Annotated in this window: 13 protein-coding genes, 1 tRNA gene, 1 other RNA gene and 1 pseudogene; 5 read left to right on the forward strand and 11 right to left on the reverse strand. The window is 55.5% G+C overall.

Annotated features, from left to right (window positions below; genetic code table 11):
• Nucleotides 1–128 precede the first annotated feature (128 nt).
• Nucleotides 129–887 (forward strand): DeoR/GlpR family transcriptional regulator, encoded by a 759-nt coding sequence (locus tag OM794_RS09320; protein WP_226249503.1) that lies wholly within the window; start codon nucleotides 129–131, stop codon nucleotides 885–887.
• Nucleotides 888–1,141: 254 nt separating this feature from the next.
• Nucleotides 1,142–2,626, forward strand: a complete 1,485-nt coding sequence (gene glpK, locus OM794_RS09325) for a glycerol kinase GlpK (RefSeq protein WP_226249502.1) — start codon at nucleotides 1,142–1,144, stop codon at nucleotides 2,624–2,626.
• Between the two features lie 102 nt (nucleotides 2,627–2,728).
• Here the strand turns inward: glpK and OM794_RS09330 are convergent.
• From OM794_RS09330 to betI, 11 genes and pseudogenes are all read right to left on the reverse strand, one after another.
• A pseudogene (locus tag OM794_RS09330) lies at nucleotides 2,729–4,371 on the reverse strand (glycerol-3-phosphate dehydrogenase/oxidase).
• Between the two features lie 127 nt (nucleotides 4,372–4,498).
• Entirely contained in the window at nucleotides 4,499–6,262 is a 1,764-nt protein-coding gene (locus OM794_RS09335; RefSeq protein WP_226249500.1) for an ABC transporter substrate-binding protein, read from the reverse strand.
• Nucleotides 6,263–6,356: 94 nt separating this feature from the next.
• Nucleotides 6,357–6,629, reverse strand: a complete 273-nt coding sequence (locus tag OM794_RS09340) for a DUF2160 domain-containing protein (protein ID WP_088701628.1) — start codon at nucleotides 6,627–6,629, stop codon at nucleotides 6,357–6,359.
• A 12-nt stretch (nucleotides 6,630–6,641) separates the two neighbouring features.
• Nucleotides 6,642–7,538 carry a carbohydrate ABC transporter permease gene (locus tag OM794_RS09345; RefSeq protein WP_226249499.1) on the reverse strand — a complete coding sequence of 299 codons (897 nt, stop codon included), beginning with the start codon at nucleotides 7,536–7,538 and terminating at the stop codon, nucleotides 6,642–6,644.
• A gap of 1 nt (nucleotide 7,539) precedes the next feature.
• A complete protein-coding gene (locus OM794_RS09350; protein ID WP_226249498.1) occupies nucleotides 7,540–8,427 on the reverse strand; it encodes a carbohydrate ABC transporter permease in 888 nt (295 codons plus the stop codon).
• Nucleotides 8,420–9,520, reverse strand: coding sequence for an ABC transporter ATP-binding protein (locus tag OM794_RS09355; RefSeq protein ID WP_226249497.1), 1,101 nt, complete (start codon nucleotides 9,518–9,520; stop codon nucleotides 8,420–8,422). Before OM794_RS09355 ends, OM794_RS09350 begins: the two co-directional genes overlap by 8 nt.
• Nucleotides 9,513–10,610, reverse strand: a complete 1,098-nt coding sequence (locus OM794_RS09360) for an ABC transporter ATP-binding protein (RefSeq protein WP_226249496.1) — start codon at nucleotides 10,608–10,610, stop codon at nucleotides 9,513–9,515. Before OM794_RS09360 ends, OM794_RS09355 begins: the two co-directional genes overlap by 8 nt.
• A gap of 226 nt (nucleotides 10,611–10,836) precedes the next feature.
• Nucleotides 10,837–13,332, reverse strand: coding sequence for an acyl-CoA dehydrogenase (locus OM794_RS09365; protein ID WP_265154532.1), 2,496 nt, complete (start codon nucleotides 13,330–13,332; stop codon nucleotides 10,837–10,839).
• A gap of 216 nt (nucleotides 13,333–13,548) precedes the next feature.
• Nucleotides 13,549–15,222, reverse strand: coding sequence for a choline dehydrogenase (gene betA, locus OM794_RS09370; protein WP_226249495.1), 1,674 nt, complete (start codon nucleotides 15,220–15,222; stop codon nucleotides 13,549–13,551).
• Nucleotides 15,223–15,425: 203 nt separating this feature from the next.
• Nucleotides 15,426–16,895, reverse strand: a complete 1,470-nt coding sequence (betB, locus tag OM794_RS09375; protein ID WP_226249494.1) for a betaine-aldehyde dehydrogenase — start codon at nucleotides 16,893–16,895, stop codon at nucleotides 15,426–15,428.
• Nucleotides 16,896–16,921: 26 nt separating this feature from the next.
• A complete protein-coding gene (gene betI / locus OM794_RS09380) occupies nucleotides 16,922–17,542 on the reverse strand; it encodes a transcriptional regulator BetI (RefSeq protein ID WP_226249493.1) in 621 nt (206 codons plus the stop codon).
• Nucleotides 17,543–17,707: 165 nt separating this feature from the next.
• On the opposite strand from betI, the gene choX reads away from it, so the two are divergent.
• From choX to ffs, 3 genes are all read left to right on the forward strand, one after another.
• Entirely contained in the window at nucleotides 17,708–18,643 is a 936-nt protein-coding gene (gene choX, locus OM794_RS09385; protein WP_413229662.1) for a choline ABC transporter substrate-binding protein, read from the forward strand.
• Nucleotides 18,644–18,742: 99 nt separating this feature from the next.
• Nucleotides 18,743–18,819 (forward strand) — tRNA-Met (locus tag OM794_RS09390).
• A 77-nt stretch (nucleotides 18,820–18,896) separates the two neighbouring features.
• Nucleotides 18,897–18,993, forward strand: an RNA gene (gene ffs / locus OM794_RS09395) — signal recognition particle sRNA small type.
• Nucleotides 18,994–19,068: the final 75 nt, after the last annotated feature.

Consider the following 19,068-nt stretch of genomic DNA (forward strand, 5'->3'; position numbering starts at 1 on the left):
AAAAATAGCCAGGGCTGGCGCAGGGACTGTGGGGGGCAGCTGTCGTCGTGTTCGAAAAGCACTATTAGATTTCGAAAATTTTGCTAAATTATGTTCATATACCAACAAAAATCGAACAGGCCGGGCTTATGAATCAACAATTTCGTCAGGATGCCATTGTCGAGCTGGTTCGTCAGCACGGCTATATGAGTATCGAGCAGCTCACCGACCATTTTGCCGTGACCCCGCAAACCATTCGTCGCGATTTAAACACCCTGGCCGACGAGGGGCGGGTGAGGCGGGTGCATGGTGGCGTGGGAATTGAGTCGAGTACGGTGAATACTGCCTACAGCACGCGCAAAACGCTGCACCTTGAAGAGAAGGAGCGCATTGCGCGCTGTTTAGCCCAGCACATTCCTAACCACTCCTCACTGTTTATTAATATCGGCACCAGCAACGAAGTGATTGCTCAAGCGCTGTTAGAGCACCAGGGCCTTGAGATCATCACCAATAATCTTAACGTTGCCGCCATACTGCAGCATAAAGAGGATTTCACCGTCATTATCGCCGGTGGTCAGGTGCGCTCTAGGGACGGCGGCATCATTGGTGAAGCCACTATCGACTTTATCAATCAATTCAAAGTGGACTACGGCATTATTGGCATCAGCGGTATCGATGAGGATGGTTCGCTGCTGGAGTTCGACTACCAGGAAGTGCGCGTTGCCCAGGCGATTATTGCCAATTCCCGGCGCATCTATTTGGCGGCGGACTACTCGAAATTTCATCGCAACCCGGTCGTTCGACAGGGGAACCTGGAACAGCTGGATGCGCTATTTACTGACCGCAACCCCCCGGAATCGATTCAGCGTTTGCTGACTCAGCACGATGTGGCGCTCTACATTGCTTAATGAGACAGTTTCAGCCTTGAGCATTTTGGGCGGCTGGAGTAGCCTTAGATGATAATAAAGCGAAAGCGTGGAAACCTCTGATTAACCATTGCGCTTGGCCATACTGCGTTAAAAATCGCCTCAAAATGCTCATTTACACCTCGTAAACTCCGCTTTTTCGTTGATTTTTGCCTTGTCTGGCCTGCGCTCATCACGTTAATCAGAGGTTTCCAATTATACAAAATCGAAAGACAATACAACAAAGCGAACTCGATATGTCCTCTTTTATACTCGCCATTGATCAAGGTACCACCAGCTCTCGCGCGATTCTGTTTGACCGCCAAGGCCAGGTGGCCGCTGTCGCCCAACAGGAATTCACTCAGCATTTTCCTCACGATGGCTGGATTGAACACAACCCTGAAGACATCTGGGAAACGGTGGTGGCGACCTGTCGGGAGGTCATGCACAACGCTAAGGTTTCCGCTGACCAAATAGCTGGCATCGGCATTACCAACCAGCGGGAAACCACTATTCTGTGGGATCGTAAAACGGGTAAACCACTCTATAACGCCATCGTTTGGCAGGATCGCCGCACTTCGGATTTGTGTCAGTCGCTGCGCGATAAAGGTCACACTGAAGTTGTCCAAGCTAAAACAGGCCTGTTGATTGACCCCTACTTTTCAGCCACCAAGCTTGGTTGGGTACTGGATAACGTTGAGGGCGCTCGGGAGCGCGCCGAGCAGGGCGAGCTGGCGTTTGGAACGGTAGATAGCTTCTTAATCTGGCGACTGACCGGCGGTCAGCAGCACGTGACCGATGCCACCAATGCTTCGCGTACGGCGCTGTTTAATATCCATACCCAGGAGTGGGATGAAGAGCTGCTGACGCTGTTTAATATTCCCGCCAATTTATTGCCCGAAGTGAAAGACTCCAGCGATGATTTTGGCACCACCGACGCGCACTGGCTGGGCGCCGCGCTGCCCATTGCTGGGGTAGCGGGGGATCAGCAGGCGGCGCTGGTGGGGCAGGCGTGCTTTCAACCGGGAATGGGCAAAAGCACCTACGGCACCGGCTGTTTTATGATTGTGAATACCGGTGAAACACCCTCGCTGTCCCGTAATCGTCTGCTCACCACCATTGGCTACCGGCTTAACGGCAAACCGACCTACGCCATGGAGGGCAGCATTTTCGTGGCAGGAGCCACGGTGCAGTGGTTGCGTGACGGTTTGAACCTGTTTGCTGACGCCTCCGAAACCGAAGCCCTGGCCCAGAAGACCCGCAGCGGCCACAGCGTTTATCTGGTGCCCGCCTTTACCGGTTTGGGCGCTCCCCACTGGGATCCGAAAGCGCGTGGCGCTATTTTTGGGTTAACCCGTGATACGGGCATCGCCGAAATAGTCGCCGCTGGCCTGCAAGCGGTGTGCTACCAAACCCGCGATTTGCAGCACTGTATGAACGACGACATGGAAACCCCACCGGGCACTCTACGCGTCGACGGCGGCATGGTGAAAAACAGCTGGGTGATGCAGTTCCTGGCCGATATGCTGGGTGTCCAGGTAGATCGTCCCACGATTCTGGAAACGACCGCCCTGGGAGCCGCTTACCTGGCCGGGTTGCGTCTAGGCTGGTATCAAACGCTGGAAGAGATCGAGCAGCTATGGCGCTGCGAGAAAAGCTTTATGCCCGCGATGGAGGAGACCACCCGCGAGGAGCTCTATCAGGGCTGGTTGGACGCCGTTTCACGGGTGCGTTCTAGCTAGATAACGATTAGTAGCCGACGTTTAATGACTATTTTGTTTTAACCATGCTAAAGCCCCCTCATTTAGATGAGGGGGCTTTTTTATGTTTAATCTCTGAATATGTTAAACCACAGATGAAGAAGTAGGCGGCAGCGCAGTATCGCGGTTCTGCTGAAAATATTGATTAAAGCGCTCTTCAGCCTCTTCGCCAAATAGCACCCGGCACGCCTCCTTTAAACCGCTGGATTGGCGTAACTGTTCATGGGGCACCACCAGTGAGACTTTGGCGCGGCGGCGTAGGAAATCCTCAAGCTGGGTGATCATCTCGTGATCCCGGGCATGCTCGATCTCACAGCGGATGTACTCTGTGCCTTCAATCAGGATTTCGCCCTGGGCGGGATCCTGTCGAATTTTTCAAGCATCGGTATAGCCTGATCGGCGTAGCGTCGCCACAGCCGAGTGGAGAGTAGCTCGGATGAGGTAGAGGCCGTCATGGCATCCAGGTTCATACGCTTGGCTTGATCCATAAACTGCTGTTTTACGGGCTTTGGGGGTTCCCCATACCACTGAAAATTGGGGTCTGACAGGACAACGCCCAAATGGCTAACCGCTTCGGCAATCTCATCGCCCACGTTCAAACAGTCGGTAAGCTTACCGCCAAAAATACTGATGTGAGCGCTTTCGGCATTGGTATCGATCACGTGCTTTCGCGAGAGTTGTAGGAAATCGCGGTCACTGCCCTGGTTGTCCTTAATAGCGAGCGGTCTTACGCCGCAGCGCGTTGAGATAATGTCAGCCTGGGTGAGCGGTTTATCCAAGGTGAGGCGTTTATTGATATTTTCCAGCACAAAAGCGATATCTTCGGCGGTAACGTCCACCTCTGGGTGCTCCATGTGGGTATCGGTGGTGCCGATACAGGTGCGATTGCCCATGGGAATGACGAAGAACAGCCTTCCATCGTCGGCGAAAAATGCCAACACCCGCTGAGAGTCGGTTAGCTGCGGAACGATGAGGTGAATGCCTTTGGAGTAGAGGTGATGATGGGTGGTTTTTTGGCCGGTCAGCTCGTTGTGCTGATCCACCCAGGGGCCGGCGGCATTGATCAGCACCTTGGCACGGATATCGAAGGTGGTGCCATCCATCACGTTGCGCGCTTTGGTCACCCACAGGTCGCCTTCGCGCTCGGCGCCGAGTGACTCCACGTAGTTGGCGGCAATTGCCCCATAGTTAAGCGCGTGGCGTACAAAGTTAAATACAAAGCGTGCGTCGTTATCGTGGAGATAGGCGTCGGAGTATTCGAATCCGCCAACGGCGCCCTCAATGTCGATAATCGGCTCCTGCTGCTTAATCTTGTTCGGCGAGAGCAGGCGCGGCAGTTTGGTAAAGCCGTTGCCCATCAGCCAGTAAAGCCAGGTGCCCGCCCACAGGTAGCGTGGTGAGTGGCGGAAACCTTTCGAAATAGTGGTCAGGAAACGAATCTCCTGAACCGTGGAGGGGTAGCTCTTGATTAAGTGATTGCGGCTTTTGCACAATTTGCGAACCAGTGCAAAATCCTTGCTTTCCATATACTTAATGCCTCCCCATACTAAGTTGGAGGAGTGCATGCTGGTGCTGCCAGCGAAGTCGCCGCGATCAATCAACGCGACTTTGGCACCTTTACCTGCCAGCGCCGCCGCAGTGGCCGCGCCATTAATACCGCCCCCGATAATCAGGGCATCAAAGGTCTCGGTAGGTAATTTTTCAATGTTTCGATTTCGCAGTTTCATAGCGGATCCAATTAACCAATAAATAGCCCTGTTGCCGTGGGTGTTTTCTCTTGTGCTATGGCCTGCCGCCAATGAAACCCTTGGCAGGGCGGGCGGTTGCCCGCCCTGCAAGCGTTACGCGTGGTGATTATTGGCGCGTACCGGCTTCCATCCAGGCTTCCATCATTTCGTCATAAGGAACGGTGGTGCCCTGGGGCATTTCATTCTCTAGCTTGGGCTTGGGTGAGCCTTCCTGATCCAGCCAGTATTGCGGATCCTGCTCTTCGTTGAGCACGGGCGCATAGCTGTCGAACACGTTGGCACGGGCCAGGCGGCTCATCGTGTTGTCCATATCCGCCGCCAGTTTGTCGAGACCTTCCTGAGGCGTCACTTCACCACTCATGACGGGTGCCAGGTTTTGCCACCACAGCGGGGCCATGCGTGGGTAGTCAGGCACATTGGTGCCGGTAGGCGTCCAGTTCGACTCGTTGGGGCTGCGGTAGAACTCCACCAGACCACCCAGTTTGGGCGCCATCTCGGTCATCTGCTCAGAGAAGATGTCAGATTCACGAATCGGCGTTAAACCGTGCATGAGTTTTTCCAGCGACACCGTTTTTGACACGGTGAACTGGCCGAACAGCCATGCCGCGGTGCGCCGGTCTTCTGGCGTTGAGTCGAAGAACGTCCACGCGCCCACATCCTGATAGCCCACCTTCATGCCCTCTTCCCAGTACGGGCCGGTAGGTGAAGGCGCCATGCGCCATAGCGGATTGCCTTCATCATCGGTCACCGCAACCGCAGGGTCGGTCATGTCGGCGGTAAAGGCGGTATACCAGAAGATCTGTTGAGCGATGTGTCCCTGCGCGGGTACTGGGCCCGCTTCACCAAAGGTCATGCCCTGGGCTTCTTCGGGGGCATAGTCACGTAGCCAATCGACGGCTTTTTGCATCGCAAATACCGAAGCTGGTGAGTTGGTAGCACCGCCGCGGCTAACGCTTGCGCCTACCGGCTGGCTCTCTTCATTGACGCGAATACCCCAGTCATCTACGGGATTGCCTGAAGGGACACCAGGGCTGCCCATGCCCGCCATGGAGAGCCAGGAGTCGTGGAAACGCCAGCCCAGGGACGGATCACGGCGACCGTAATCCATATGGCCATACACCTTGGTGCCGTCTATTTCACCCACGTGCTCGGTGAAGAACTCGGCAATGTCTTGATAAGCGGTCCAGTTGGTGGGTACGCCTAAGTCGTAGCCGTAAATTTCCCGGAACTGTTCCTGAAGGTCTTCACGCTGGAACCAGTCATAGCGAAACCAGTAAAGGTTCGCGAATTGCTGGGTAGGCAGTTGATAGAGGCTGCCATCTGGCCCGGTGCCGTACTGCAAGCCAATGAAATCATCCAGGTCAAGAGTGGGTAGGGTGTAGTCCGCCCACTCGTTCTCCATTGCCTCAGTCAGGTTGATGGTGGTGCCGTAGCGGATATGTGTGCCGATGGAGTCGGTGTCGTTGACGAAGCCGTCGTAGATACTGTTACCCGACTGCATCTGGTTCTGCATGGTGTCTACCACATCACCTTCACCAATGATGTTGTGGGTTATATTGATGCCGGTGAGTTCGCTAAAGGCCTCTGCAAGTACCTCGCTCTCATAAACGTGAGTGGTGAGACCTTCGGCCACGGTTTGAATATCCATGCCACGAAAAGGCTCAGCGGCTTTGGCAAACCACATTAGCTCTTCGATCTGCTCTTCACGGCTAAGCGTCGAGTTTTGGAAGTGCTCATCGACCAGCCGTTCAGCAATGGCGCGGGTATCCTCTTCCTGCGCTGACAGCGTACCCGAAGCCAGCAGCAAGCTGGCGGCGAGGGTGGTCAGTTTGAACTTAGTCAGTTTGGATTTATTGTCGTGCTTTTGCATGTTGACCTCGTTTTGTTGTGTTCTTACTTGATGGCTTGGCCGTCCTTGATACCGATTAAACGCTGACGTGCTTTTTCCTAAACTCGCTTAAAAGCTATCCCCAGCGCATTAAAACCAGCAGCCATAGGGCTGATACCGCTAGTGCTATCCAAATGGAGAGTGACGTGAACCCGATCACCCCCAAATGGATAAAGGCTGCAGAGAGCAGGCCGATAAACAGCCGATCCCCGCGAGTGGTGGCAATGGGTAAAAACCCTTTGCGCTCAATAGTGGGCGACAATATCTCCCATATCGTCATGCCTGCCAGCATGGCGGCAATCGATGAAAAGAATATGGCGGTGGGCACTGTCCATACCATCCAAGACATAGCAAGATCTCCTCAGGTACGGCCCAGGGCAAAGCCCTTGGCGATATGATTACGAACGAAGTAAACCACCAGAATGCCGGGGATAATGGTGAGTACACCGGCGGCGGCCAGGGTGCCCCAGTCAATCCCCGAAGCAGTTGATGTGCGCGTCATGATCATGCCGATTGGCTGGGCGCTGGTCGCGGTCAAAGTTCGTGCTAGCAGTAGTTCTACCCAGGAGAACATAAACAGGAAGAACAGCGTGACGCCGATACCTGAGCGGATCATGGGGATAAAAATCTTGACGAAAAAGCGCGGAAAACTATAGCCGTCGATATAGGCGGTTTCGTCGATCTCCTTGGGCACGCTGCTCATAAAGCCTTCCAGAATCCAGATGGCCAGCGGTATGTTGAACAGACAGTGAGCAAGTGCGACGGCGATGTGAGTATCGAACAGGCCTACCGAGTAGTAGAGCTGGAAGTAGGGCAGCAGGAATACCGCAGGCGGCGCCATCAGGTTGGTCAGCAGCCAGAAGAACAGATGCTTGTCGCCAATAAAGGTGTAACGGCTAAAGGCGTAGGCGGCCGGTAGTGCCACGCAGATGGTGATTAGCATATTCATTGCTACATAGAGCATTGAATTGACGTAGCCCATATACCAGCTTGAGTTGGTAAAAATGCCGAGGTAATTATCAAACGTTACGTTTTGTGGCCACAACGTCATGGAGCCCAGTATTTCGCTGTTGGTTTGTAGTGACATATTGAGTAGCCAGTAAATAGGCAAAATCATCAATACCAGATACAGGCCAAGCAAGATGCGCGAGCGCCAGCGAGAGCGGGCGGAGCGATTACGCCGCTGGGCGGGTGAAACCTTGCTAAAAATGGTGTTGTACTTTTCACCGCGCTGGGTGTTTTCGAGTTGATAGCTCATATTAAGCACCTCCATGCGGCGGTTTATCTTTCTGCATATTCATGATGGTGGTGTAGAACACCCAACTCACCAGCAGAATGACCAGGAAGTAGATAAGCGAGAAGGCAGCAGAAGGGCCCAGATCCTGTTGGCCAATGGCCATGGTGGCCAGCGACTGGCTTAGGAAGGTGGTGGCGCTGCCCGGCCCGCCGCCGGTGAGCACAAAGGGCTCGGCGTAGATCATGAAGGAGTGCATAAAGCGCAGTAGTACCGCGATGACGAGCACGTTGGTGAGCTTGGGCAGCTGGATATAGCGGAACACCGCCCATTTCGATGCCCGGTCGATGCGCGCTGCCTGATAATACGCTTCCGGAATCGAGCGTAGGCCACTGTAACACAGCATGGCCACCAGCGGTGTCCAGTGCCATACGTCCATTAAGATGATCGTTACCCAGGCATCACCGGCATTACGGGTAATGTTGTAGTTAATACCTAGTTCGCGCAGCCCCCAACCCATTAAACCGATATCGCCACGGGTAAAGATTTGCCAGATACTGCCCACCACGTTCCATGGGATCAGCAGGGGCAGGGTAATCAGGATCAGCACCGCCGAGGCCTGCCAGCCCCGCTTGGGCATAATCAGCGCAATGCCAATCCCCAGTGGTATTTGAATGGCGAGAATAATCAGCGAAAACGAAATTTGGCGCAGAAACGCTGCCTGCAGCGCTTCGTCGTTGAGCATGCTTTGAAACCACTCGGTGCCGGTAAAAAAGCGTGCGTTGGGGCCGAGCACGTCCTGCACCGAGTAGTTGACCACGGTCATCAGCGGAATGATGGCGGAGAACGCCACCAATACCAGCATGGGTAGCACCAGTAGCCAGGCTCTGTTATTGGGTACTTTGTTATTCATGGCCAGCCTCCGCCAGGTATTCATCGATATAGAGCGCCACGTGGGCAGCATCGAAGTGCGCGAACGCCGCCTCACTCACCGGCAGGTGTCCCTCTGGCAGGCGGGCTTTAAAGGTTTGTTCGTTGAGCTTGAATGTGAGCAGGGAGTAGGTGCCCAGATCTTGCACGCTGGTCACCTGAATCGGCACGCTATTGGCCACTTCGCTTGAGGAAATGGCGATGAACTCGGGGCGAATGCCCAGCTTAACGTTGTTAGAACGGGCGTTGGCAACCGCGTGCTTCATCTGCTCGCTAACCGGCAGTGACTGTGTGCCGAACATTACTTGATCGTCGCGATATTCCACGGCCATAAAATTCATGCCCGGGCTGCCAATAAAGTAACCCACAAAGGTATGCGCAGGACGCTCGAACAGCTCTCGCGGCGTGCCGAACTGTACCACCTGGCCTTCATACATCACGGCAATTTTATCCGCGAAGGTCGAGGCCTCGAGCTGATCGTGGGTCACGTAGATCATGGTGATGTTAAAGCGTTCGTGAATCTCCTTGAGTTTGCGGCGTAGTTTCCACTTGAGCTGGGGGTCGATCACGGTGAGCGGTTCATCAAACAGAATCGCCGTGACGTCATCGCGCACCAAGCCGCGGCCCATGGAGACTTTCTGCTTCTCATCTGCGGTCAGGTTTTTGGCTTTGCGATTCAGCAGCGGGGTTAGCTCAAGAATATCGGCGACTTCGAGCACCTTGGGTTTCACCCGGTACTCTGGGGTATTCATATTGCGCAGGGGGAAGGCGAGATTGTCGAACACCGTCATGGTGTCGTAGATCACCGGAAACTGGAAAACCTGGGCAATATTGCGCTCTTCAGGGGGCAGCTCGTTGACTCGATGCCCGTCGAAAAGTACGTCACCTTCTGAGGGTTCAAGCAGGCCAGAGATAATGTTTAGGAGTGTCGACTTGCCGCATCCTGATGGGCCTAAAAGCGCATAGGCGCCGCCCTGATGCCATACGTGATCCATCTGTCGGATGGCGTAATCCGCCGCGCCCGTGGGTGTTTTCTCGTAGGAGTGCGCAAGGCCTTTTAAGGTAATCTCAGCCATGGGCGGCTCCTCCCTGACGTGCAGGAATATGTACCGTGTGGCCCTGCTTGTCGAAGGCGTAAAGTTGGTGGGTAGGGAAGTACACTGTCAGGGGCTGATTAACACTAAACTGGTGTATGCCCGCTAAGTGCAGAACGAGAGGAAAGCGTTCGTGATGAACATGCAGGAAGGTTTCAGAACCGCTAATTTCCGCTACATCCACATGCACATCCAGCGCTAAGTCATCGGCTCGTTGCGGCTGTAGGGTGAGGTGCGAAGCTCTGACACCGAAATCATAATCCCCTGGTTCGAGGCGCCTTAGCTTGTCATCGCAGGGAAAGTGTAATGATTGGTCGAAGGTGATTTCGCTGTCGGTAAGCCGACCGGGAACAATGTTAATTGGCGGCTCTGAGAACATTTCTGCGCTAAAGCGGCCATTGGGCTCGCGATAAACCTGCTCGGTAGGGCCGTATTGAAGCAGTTTTCCTTCATGTAGTACCGCCGTATTGCCACCTAGTGCCAGTGCTTCATTGGGTTCGGTAGTGGCGTATACCGCAATGCAGTTCCGCGCTTTGAACAGTTCGCGAAGCTCATCGCGCAGCTCTTCACGGAGTTTGTAGTCCAGGTTGACCAGCGGCTCATCAAACAGGATTAGGTCGGCGTCTTTGACCAGTGCCCGCCCCATGGCGGTACGCTGCTGCTGGCCTCCTGAAAGCTCTTGGGGATAGCGTTTCAGCAGATGTTCGATATGCAGCATTTCAGCAATTTCGCCAACCCGCTTATCAATTTCGCTTTTAGGCTGCTTGGCTAATTTCAGTGGCGAGGCAATGTTGTCGTAAACGGTGAGGCTTGGGTAGTTGATAAACTGCTGGTACACCATGGAGACGTTGCGTTTGCGCACCGAAACATTCGTTACGTCTTTGCCATCCATGATGATCTTGCCTTTGGTAGGCGGTTCTAGCCCTGCCATCAGGCGCATCAGGGTGGTTTTGCCGGCCAGCGTTCGCCCTAGCAGCACGTTGAAGGAGCCTGGCTCAAGGGCTAGGTCAATCCCACTGATATGCGGCACACCGTTAACGATGTGATCGATATTTTGTAAATGTAAGGACATGCCGATCTCGCTAGCGTCATTGTTATTGGGAATGTTGTTGGAAATGTTGCTGGTAAGTAGTGTCGTTTGTTTTCGTTTACGAAAGGCTAGTTGATCGTTTGCGAACTTGCAACGCGTTTTTGGCGCATTGATCTACGCATTTAGGTGTAGAAAGTGAACACAAAAAAGCCGCCCCCTGGTGCGCAGGGAGCGGCCGCTTTACTGGTAACGCTTTGAAAAAGGGTGATTATTTAACGTTTTCCTCCTCCGGCTCCGGCTGTTTGGACGCTGACGCAGATTTTTCATTGTGATTGATCAGTGTGGACTTGTTCTTGGCAAAGGCATCGTAGGCGAAATCGTCCACGGTGAGCATTTCCAGCACTTCAGCCTCGAAGGTGCGCATAAATTCGGCATCCTCGGCACTGATCAAGCCTTTTTCCAAGCCAGCTTCAACGCGGGCTTCAGGGTGCAGCGCCGTCTGCGGCAGCTCGCCTTTGGCGTACGCCTTGTTCACCGTGCGATAGATTGCTTCAGCGCGATCATAATCCACCAGCAGGGCGTTGTAGCGGGCCAGCGGGTTGCGCTGTTCGCCGTCATCTGCGTCCCAGGTGTTTTCCAGCAGCTTGGTACGCAGTGCGCTGTGCGTAGAAACGCGCTGGGCAATATCGCGGGCCAGGTCATCGTGGGGCTTGTTCCAGCGGCGGCCGGTGGGCATTACCACAGCGTTAAGCGTTTTGCCCAGGGCGCGGTTGGGAAGATTATCGAAAATCTCCACGAACGCTTGTTCGGCACGCTGGAGCAGGAAGCGGCAGCTGTAGTGCAGCAGCGCTTCTTCGCCTTCTACTTTACTACCGGCCTGCCACTGCTTGAGCACCATGGAGGCTAGGTAAAGGTTAGACAGCACATCCCCCAGCCGCGCAGAGATCATTTCGCGCTTCTTCAGCGCTGAACCCAGGCTCGCCATGGCGGCGTCGGCACATAGGCCAAAGCCAGCGGAGAGGCGGGCAATATCCTGGGCATAAGCCGCAGCGGGGCCATCAAAGGGCACGCTGGTTTTACCGATGCCAAAGCCCAGGGTAAAGGCGCGCGCGGCGTTACCAAAGATCAAGCCTGCGTGGCCGAAGAAGGCTTTATCGAACGCCTTCATATCGTTGTTGTCTTTGGCGGCCAGTTCTTCAAGTACGTAGGGGTGGCAGCGGATAGCACCCTGACCAAAGATCATCAGGTTGCGGGTCATGATGTTGGCGCCTTCCACGGTGATTGCCACCGGATTGGCGCTGTAGCCGATACCCAGGTAGTTGCGTGGGCCGAGGGTAACCGCCTTGCCGCCGTGAACATCCATGGCGTCACTAAGCAGCACGCGCTGGAACTCGGTCAGTTGGCTTTTCAGAATGGCCGAGGGCACGGCGGGTTTTTCGCCGTGGTCGATCATATTGGCGGTTTGATACACGGTGGCCTGGGAGATATAGGCCAGCGCCGCCATGCGGGCGAGGGGCTCCTGCACGCCTTCCATCTCGGCAACCGGCACGTTGAACTGGCGACGAACGCGGGTGAAACCGCCGCTCCAGCCCAGGGCGTAGCGGGCTGTACCGGTGGCGCCTGACGGCAGCGTGATGCAGCGGCCGATAGACAGGCACTCCACCAGCATCCGCCAGCCCTGGCCGATCATGTCCGGGCCGCCAATGATGGTGTCCAGCGGTACGAAGACATCTTTACCGATAATCGGGCCGTTCATAAACGGGCTGCCGATGGGGTGGTGACGGCGGCCGATTTCCATGCCGTCGGTATCCCGGGGAATCAACGCCAGGGTAATACCGCGATCTTCTTCGTCACCGAGCAGTTTTTCCGGGTCGAACAGGCGGAAGGCCAAGCCCACCACAGTGGCGATGGGTGCCAGCGTGATCCAGCGCTTCTCAAAGTTAAGGCGCAGGCCAAGCACTTCTTTGCCATTAATGGTTTGCTTACACACTACGCCCGTGTCTGGCAAAGAGGTAGCGTCAGAACCCGCACGGGGGCCGGTGAGGCCAAAGCAGGGAATTTCACGGCCATCGGAGAGGCGCGGCAGGTAGTGATCTTTCTGCTCTTGGGTGCCGTACTTCAGCAGCAGTTCACCAGGGCCGAGAGAGTTGGGTACGCCCACGGTCACCATCAGGGTTTCATTGACGGAGAGCTTCTGCAGCACCATGGACTGCGCTTTGGCTGAGAAGCCCAGGCCGCCGTACTCCTTTGGAATGATCATGCCGAAGAAGCCCTCTTTCTTCAGAAAGTCCCACAGTTGCTGAGGGAGGTCGGCGCGCTCTTGGGCAATATCCCAGGCGTTGCACATGCCAGCAGCTTTGGCGCACTGATTGGCCAGAAAAGCTTTTTCATCGTCGCGTAGGCCGTCGTCTTTAAAGGCGAGCAGCTTTTCCCACTGTGGCTTGCCTGAAAATAGCTCACCATCCCAGGAGACGCTGCCTGCTTCCAGGGCCGTGCGCTCTGTAGCAGACACTTTAGGGGCGACTTTTTTAAAGGTGGCAAATAGGCGCGGTGTGAGCCACTTGCGACGCAGTGCGGGCAGGCCAGCCACTGCGACGGCGGCTGCGCCAATCAACAGCAGCACGCCAATCACTTCGGCGTCAAACAGCAGGCCAACAAGGCCCAGTACGCCAAGCACCGCTATTGTCGCGGGGGCGCCCGCCTCGCGACGCATCACGACGAGCAGGCCAGCAATGGCGAGCACGATAAGAAGTAGGGTGAGCATAGTGTCTCTCTCAGTTGGTGGCCTTGATTGCTGGCCAGCTGTTGTTAGTAAAGTGTTGGTTAAAATGATTAGTCGAACACTTGTTTGAATATTGGCAGATGGTGCCTGCCTCGTGCAAGTATTTAGGCATGTTTAGCGCTGTAAATGCGATCTCCTCACCAAAAAAACGCCATGGTGAGAGGCCATGGCGTTTGGAGTAGAAAACCGACTAAATGTTCAGGGGCGTTTGGCCGGCGCGCCGTTAGCGACGTAGTAGTCAACGCTGGCGCGGGGGAGCGGCTCAAGGCCTTTAATGCGGTCGGCGATTTTCTCCGCCAGCATGATGGTGGGGGCGTTCAGGTTCCCGGTGGGAATCACCGGGAACAGTGAAGCATCTACGACGCGAAGGCCTTCAATCCCATGGACGCGACCCTGGCCGTCAGTGACGGCCATTTCATCCTCGCCCATGCGGCAGCTACCGCAGGGGTGGTAGGCGGTTTCGGCGTGCTGTTTGACAAAGGCGTCGAGCTCGGCATCCGACTGCACGTCGGGGCCGGGGGCTATTTCACGGCCACGATACTTATCAAAGGCTGGCTGGGCGATGATGTCGCGAGTCAGGCGGATCGCATCGCGGAACTCTTGCCAATCTTTCTCTTTGGCCATGTAGTTGAAAAGGATGCTGGGCGCCGCGTGTGGATCCTTTGACGTCAGACGGATACGTCCGCGGCTCTCTGAGCGCATTGAGCCAACGTGGGCTTGGAAGCCGTGAGCCTGTACCGCGCTTTTGCCGTTGTAGCTAATGGCAATGGGCAGGAAGTGGTACTGCAGGTTGGGCCACTCCTCTTCATCGCGGCTGCGGATAAAGCCACAGGATTCAAACTGGTTGCTGGCGCCCACGCCAGTCCCTTTAAACAGCCACTCGGCGCCAATTTTTGGCTGGTTGTACCACTTCAGCGCTGGGTAGAGGGAAATCGGCTCTTTGCACTGGTACTGAATGTACATTTCCAGGTGATCCTGGAGGTTTTCACCTACGCCGGGCAGGGCATGAACCGTCTCGATGTCGAGCTCATTGAGCAGTTCCGGGTTGCCGATGCCGGAGCGCTGAAGAATCTGCGGCGAGGCGATGGCACCACCGCAGAGCAGCACTTCGCGGCGCGCGTAGGCCTGCTGTTTTTCGCCTTTCTGCTCATAACGAACGCCCACCGCCCGCTTACCTTCGAACTCAATGATGTCGGTAACGGCATGGGTTTCGATGGTTAGATTGTGGCGCTGTTTAGCGATATCCAGGTAACCCCGGGCCGTTGAGGCGCGGCGACCGTTGGGTGTAACGAAGCGATCCATGGGGCCGAAGCCCTCTTGCTGGTAGCCGTTAACGTCGTCGGTTTCCGGGTAGCCTGCCTGCTTTCCGGCTTCGATAAAGGTGCGGTAGAGCGGGTTGTTATCCGCTTTTGGCGTGGTCACGCTGACCGGGCCGTCGCCGCCGTGGTAGCTGTTGGGCCCAATGTCGCGGGCTTCGCACTTTTTGAAGTAGGGTAGGCAGCTTAGGTAGTCCCACTCTTCGAGGCCGGGCTGTTTGGCCCAGTTGTCATAATCGAGTGCATTACCGCGGATATAGCACATTCCGTTAATCAGTGAGGAGCCGCCAAGGCCTTTGCCTCGGCCACACTCCATACGGCGACCGTCCATATGTGGCTCGGGGTCGGTTTCAAATGCCCAGTTGTAGCGCTTGCCCTGTAGTGGGTAGGCAAGGGCAGCGGGCATTTGGGTACGAAAATCAAAGCGATAGTCGGGCCCGCCCGCTTCTAACAGCAAGACGCTGACGCTGCTGTCTTCGGTGAGGCGAGTGGCGAGCACATTGCCCGCCGAGCCTGCGCCGATAATGATGTAATCAAATTCGCGAGGTTGAGACATAGAGTCTCCTTAAGAAATCTTGCTGAGTCGAGGAAGTGAGCCGGTAGGCATAAAAGCGAAGCGTCTTTTTCAGGGCCGGAAAGTGCTCCATGCGATTCCAGCATTCCCGCCATCCTTGGCGGTCAGATGAAAAAGCCGAGCGCCCAGGGATGGGTTCACAGCGTCTTCGTGTTATGCCTACCGGCGGCGCTCAGTGCTTAGAGTTAAAACACTGACTCAAATGGCCCCATCTCGATTTGAACCGACTTGGTTTGGGTATAGTGGTTGAGCGTCTCGATGCCGTTCTCGCGACCGATCCCCGACTCTTTATAGCCGCCTACCGGCATCTCAGAGGGTGACTCGCCCCAGGTGTTAATCCAGCAGATACCTGCTTCCAACTGATGGATCACGCGGTGGGCGCGATTGAGGCTTTCGCTGAAGACACCGGCAGCCAGGCCATAGGTGGTGTCATTGGCGCGGCGAATGACTTCCGCTTCGTCATCAAAGGCGAGTACCGACATCACCGGGCCGAAGATCTCTTCGCGCACGATACGCATTTCATCAGTGCAGTCGGTAAACACGGTGGGGGCAGCCCAGGCGCCATTGGCAAAGCTGCCAGTGTTCCATTCGTCGCCGCCCACTAGCAGGCGAGCGCCTTGCTCTTTGCCCAGGGCAATATAGGAGAGCACTTTCTCCTGGTGTTCAAAGCTCACCAGTGGGCCAAAGTTGACGCTGGGATCCATGGGGTCGCCTGCTTTGATGCGCTTAACACGCTCTACCAGCTTGGCTTCAAAGGCCTCTTTAACGCTGCGTTCGACAAATACCCGCGTACCGTTGGTGCAGATTTGGCCGCTGGAGTAAAAGTTGGCCATCATGGCGGCATCAGCAGCGCGATCAAGGTCGGCATCTGCAAAGACCAGCAGCGGCGATTTGCCGCCCAGTTCCATGGTGACGTCTTTCAGCGTTGAGCTAGCGGCGGCGGCCATGACTTTTTTGCCGGTGCCCGCTTCACCGGTGAACGAGACCTTGGCGATGCCGGGGTGCCCGGTGAGCATGGCGCCCACGCGGCCGTCGCCCTGAACCACGTTAAAGACGCCGTTGGGCAGACCTGCCTCGGTGAAGATCTCCGCCAGTTTCATCACGGTGAGCGGGGTGACTTCGCTGGGCTTAAACACCACCGCGTTGCCTGCCGCCAGCGCCGGGGCGGCTTTCCAGCAGGCAATTTGAATCGGGTAGTTCCAGGCGCCGATCGCGCCGATCACGCCCAATGGCTCACGGCGGGTGTACACAAATGAGCTATCGCGCAGGGGAATCTGGCTACCTTCGATAGCGGGTGCCAAGCCTGCGTAATACTCTAGTGCGTCTGCTCCGGTCACAATATCAACACTGGCAGTTTCGCTGATGGGTTTGCCGGTATTGCGGGTTTCCAGCTCGGCCAGTTCGTCATTGCGCTCCCTTAATAGCGCGACAGCGCGAAGCATGATGCGCGAACGCTCCATACCGGTCATCGCAGCCCACACGCGCTGGCCGCGTTGGGCGGCGGCGACGGCTGAATCGACATCGGCTTGGCTGGCTTGGCCGATAGTGGCCAGCAGGCTGCCATCATAAGGGTTGGTAACGGTAAACGTATTACTTGAAGTGGCGTCTACCTGGCGACCATCAATATAGAGTGGCTGTGCGTCTTGAGTGGCCATGTAGGACTCCTTAAATAAGATAAAGATTAGCTATAAGTCTTGGATGCGGGTTGTTGGCATCCATAGTGAGTAAAAAGCTGATCGAGATAGGCGTGGGCAAGAAAGCGTGCTTCTTCAGCATCAAGACCTTCAGGCGTTAGCGCGCCGCGGAGCCACAACCCATCAATCATGGCGGCTAAGCCGCGTGCTGCGTTGCGGGCCTCTGCGCGGGGCATCACGCGCCGAAACTGGTGACATAAATTGCTGTAAAGGCGGCGGTCGTTGACGTTTTGCAGCCGCTGCAGCATAGGTTTATGCATGCTGCTGGCCCAGAACGCTAACCAGGTCTTGGCGGCGGGGCCGGTGACCTGAGTGCGGTCAAAGTTGCCTTCAATAATGGCGCCGATATGGGCGCGGGGAGAGTCGTCTTCCAGCGCATGGCGGCGAACTGCAACGGCATCCGTCAGGTCGGTCAATATCTGCCGCATAGTCGCTTCGAGCAGGCCATCCTTGCCGCCAAAGTAGTGGCTGATAATGCCTGCGGAAACGCCTGCATGACGCGCAATACGCATCACGGTGGTTTCGGCCAGGCCGACTTCATCAATGGCTGCCATGGTCGCGGTAATTAACTGCTGGCGGCGTATCGGTTCCATTCCCACCTTTGGCACGACGTTCTCCTAGAGAAGTTCTCCTAATTCGTTGAATGTCTAACAGGGGCGTTGCTTGAAACCCGGGCGTAGACATGATTACCTAACCATGATGGCATTTTTTATTGAACGTTCAATCAATAAAAAGGCGTCGACAATATTTATCAATTTCAGGGGACAACGATGATGAACAGAACTCCTTCACGCTATGCAGGGGCTTTATTACTGGCTGCGGGCTTGCCAATGGCGGCCTATGCAGATGAGTGCAGCAGCGTGCGCTTTGCCGAAGTGGGTTGGACGGACATCACCGCCACCACTGCGCTCGCCAGTGAAGTGCTCGAGGGGCTTGGCTACGAGCCCCGCGTTGATACGGTTTCCGTGCCGATTGCCTACGCCGGTATGCGCAACAACGATTTCGATGTCTTCCTAGGCAATTGGATGCCTTCCATGGCCTCTATCAGCGACCCCTATATCGAGCGTGGTGAAGTGGAGCGTTTGGTAGCCAATCTGGAAGGGGCGAAGTATACCCTGGCAGTTCCCCAATACGTTTACGATGCGGGCGTAACGTCGGTTAACGATTTAGCCGAGCACGCAGATCAGTTTGATAGCAGCGTGCACGGCATCGAAGCAGGTAACGACGGCAACGAGCTCATTGAGCAGATGATCGATGACGATGCATACGGGTTAGGCGATTGGCAGGTGATCGATTCCAGCGAAGCTGGCATGCTGGCAGAACTGCGTGCACGGGTGCCCAATGAAGAGTGGATGGTGTTTTTGGGCTGGGAGCCGCACCCCATGAACTCTAACTTTGATATGGCCTACCTTTCTGATGCCGATGACTATTTTGGCCCAGACTTAGGTGGCGCGACAGTACACACCAATACCCGTGCGGGGTTTGTGGATGAGTGTCCGAACGTGGGAACCTTACTGCGCAATATGACCTTTACGCTGGAGATGGAGAATCAACTGATGAGCGCGATCATGGATGATGGCGAAAATCCCCGTGATGCGGCCCGTGAATACCTAAAAGCCAATGAAGGTATTCTGGATGAGTGGTTAGAGGGTGTCACCACTCGCGACGGCGAGCCTGGCGCTCCTGCTGTGCGTGCAGCCATTCAATAAGGCAGCTTTGCCACGCCTTTCTATAGTAGCGGCAAGCCGGAATCCGGCTTGCCTTTCGTCATTAAGGTAGGCATAATCTGCACCCGTTGATGAGGGAAAGGCTACGTAGCTCAGCTGGTTAGAGCACATCACTCATAATGATGGGGTCCCCTGTTCAAATCAGGGCGTAGCCACCACATCAGCATTAGCACACTCGCGGCTGTTTTTAATAGAAACAGTTTTTAAACAATAGAGTGTGCCGTTATGGTGGCCCCTTAGGTCCTCCCGCAACGCTAAACTGCGAACCCCGCCAGGCCCGGAAGGGAGCAACGGTAGTGGTGGCTGCGTGTGCCGGGATGTGGCTTTTGGGGCCGCCTCCATTTCTGATTAGCAGTTGGAAGATATTGAACAACTGCCCCTCCGTCAATTTGTAATAGCAAAGCTTG

This window comes from Halomonas sp. BDJS001, assembly GCF_026104355.1.
Taxonomy (GTDB): Bacteria; Pseudomonadota; Gammaproteobacteria; order Pseudomonadales; family Halomonadaceae; genus Vreelandella.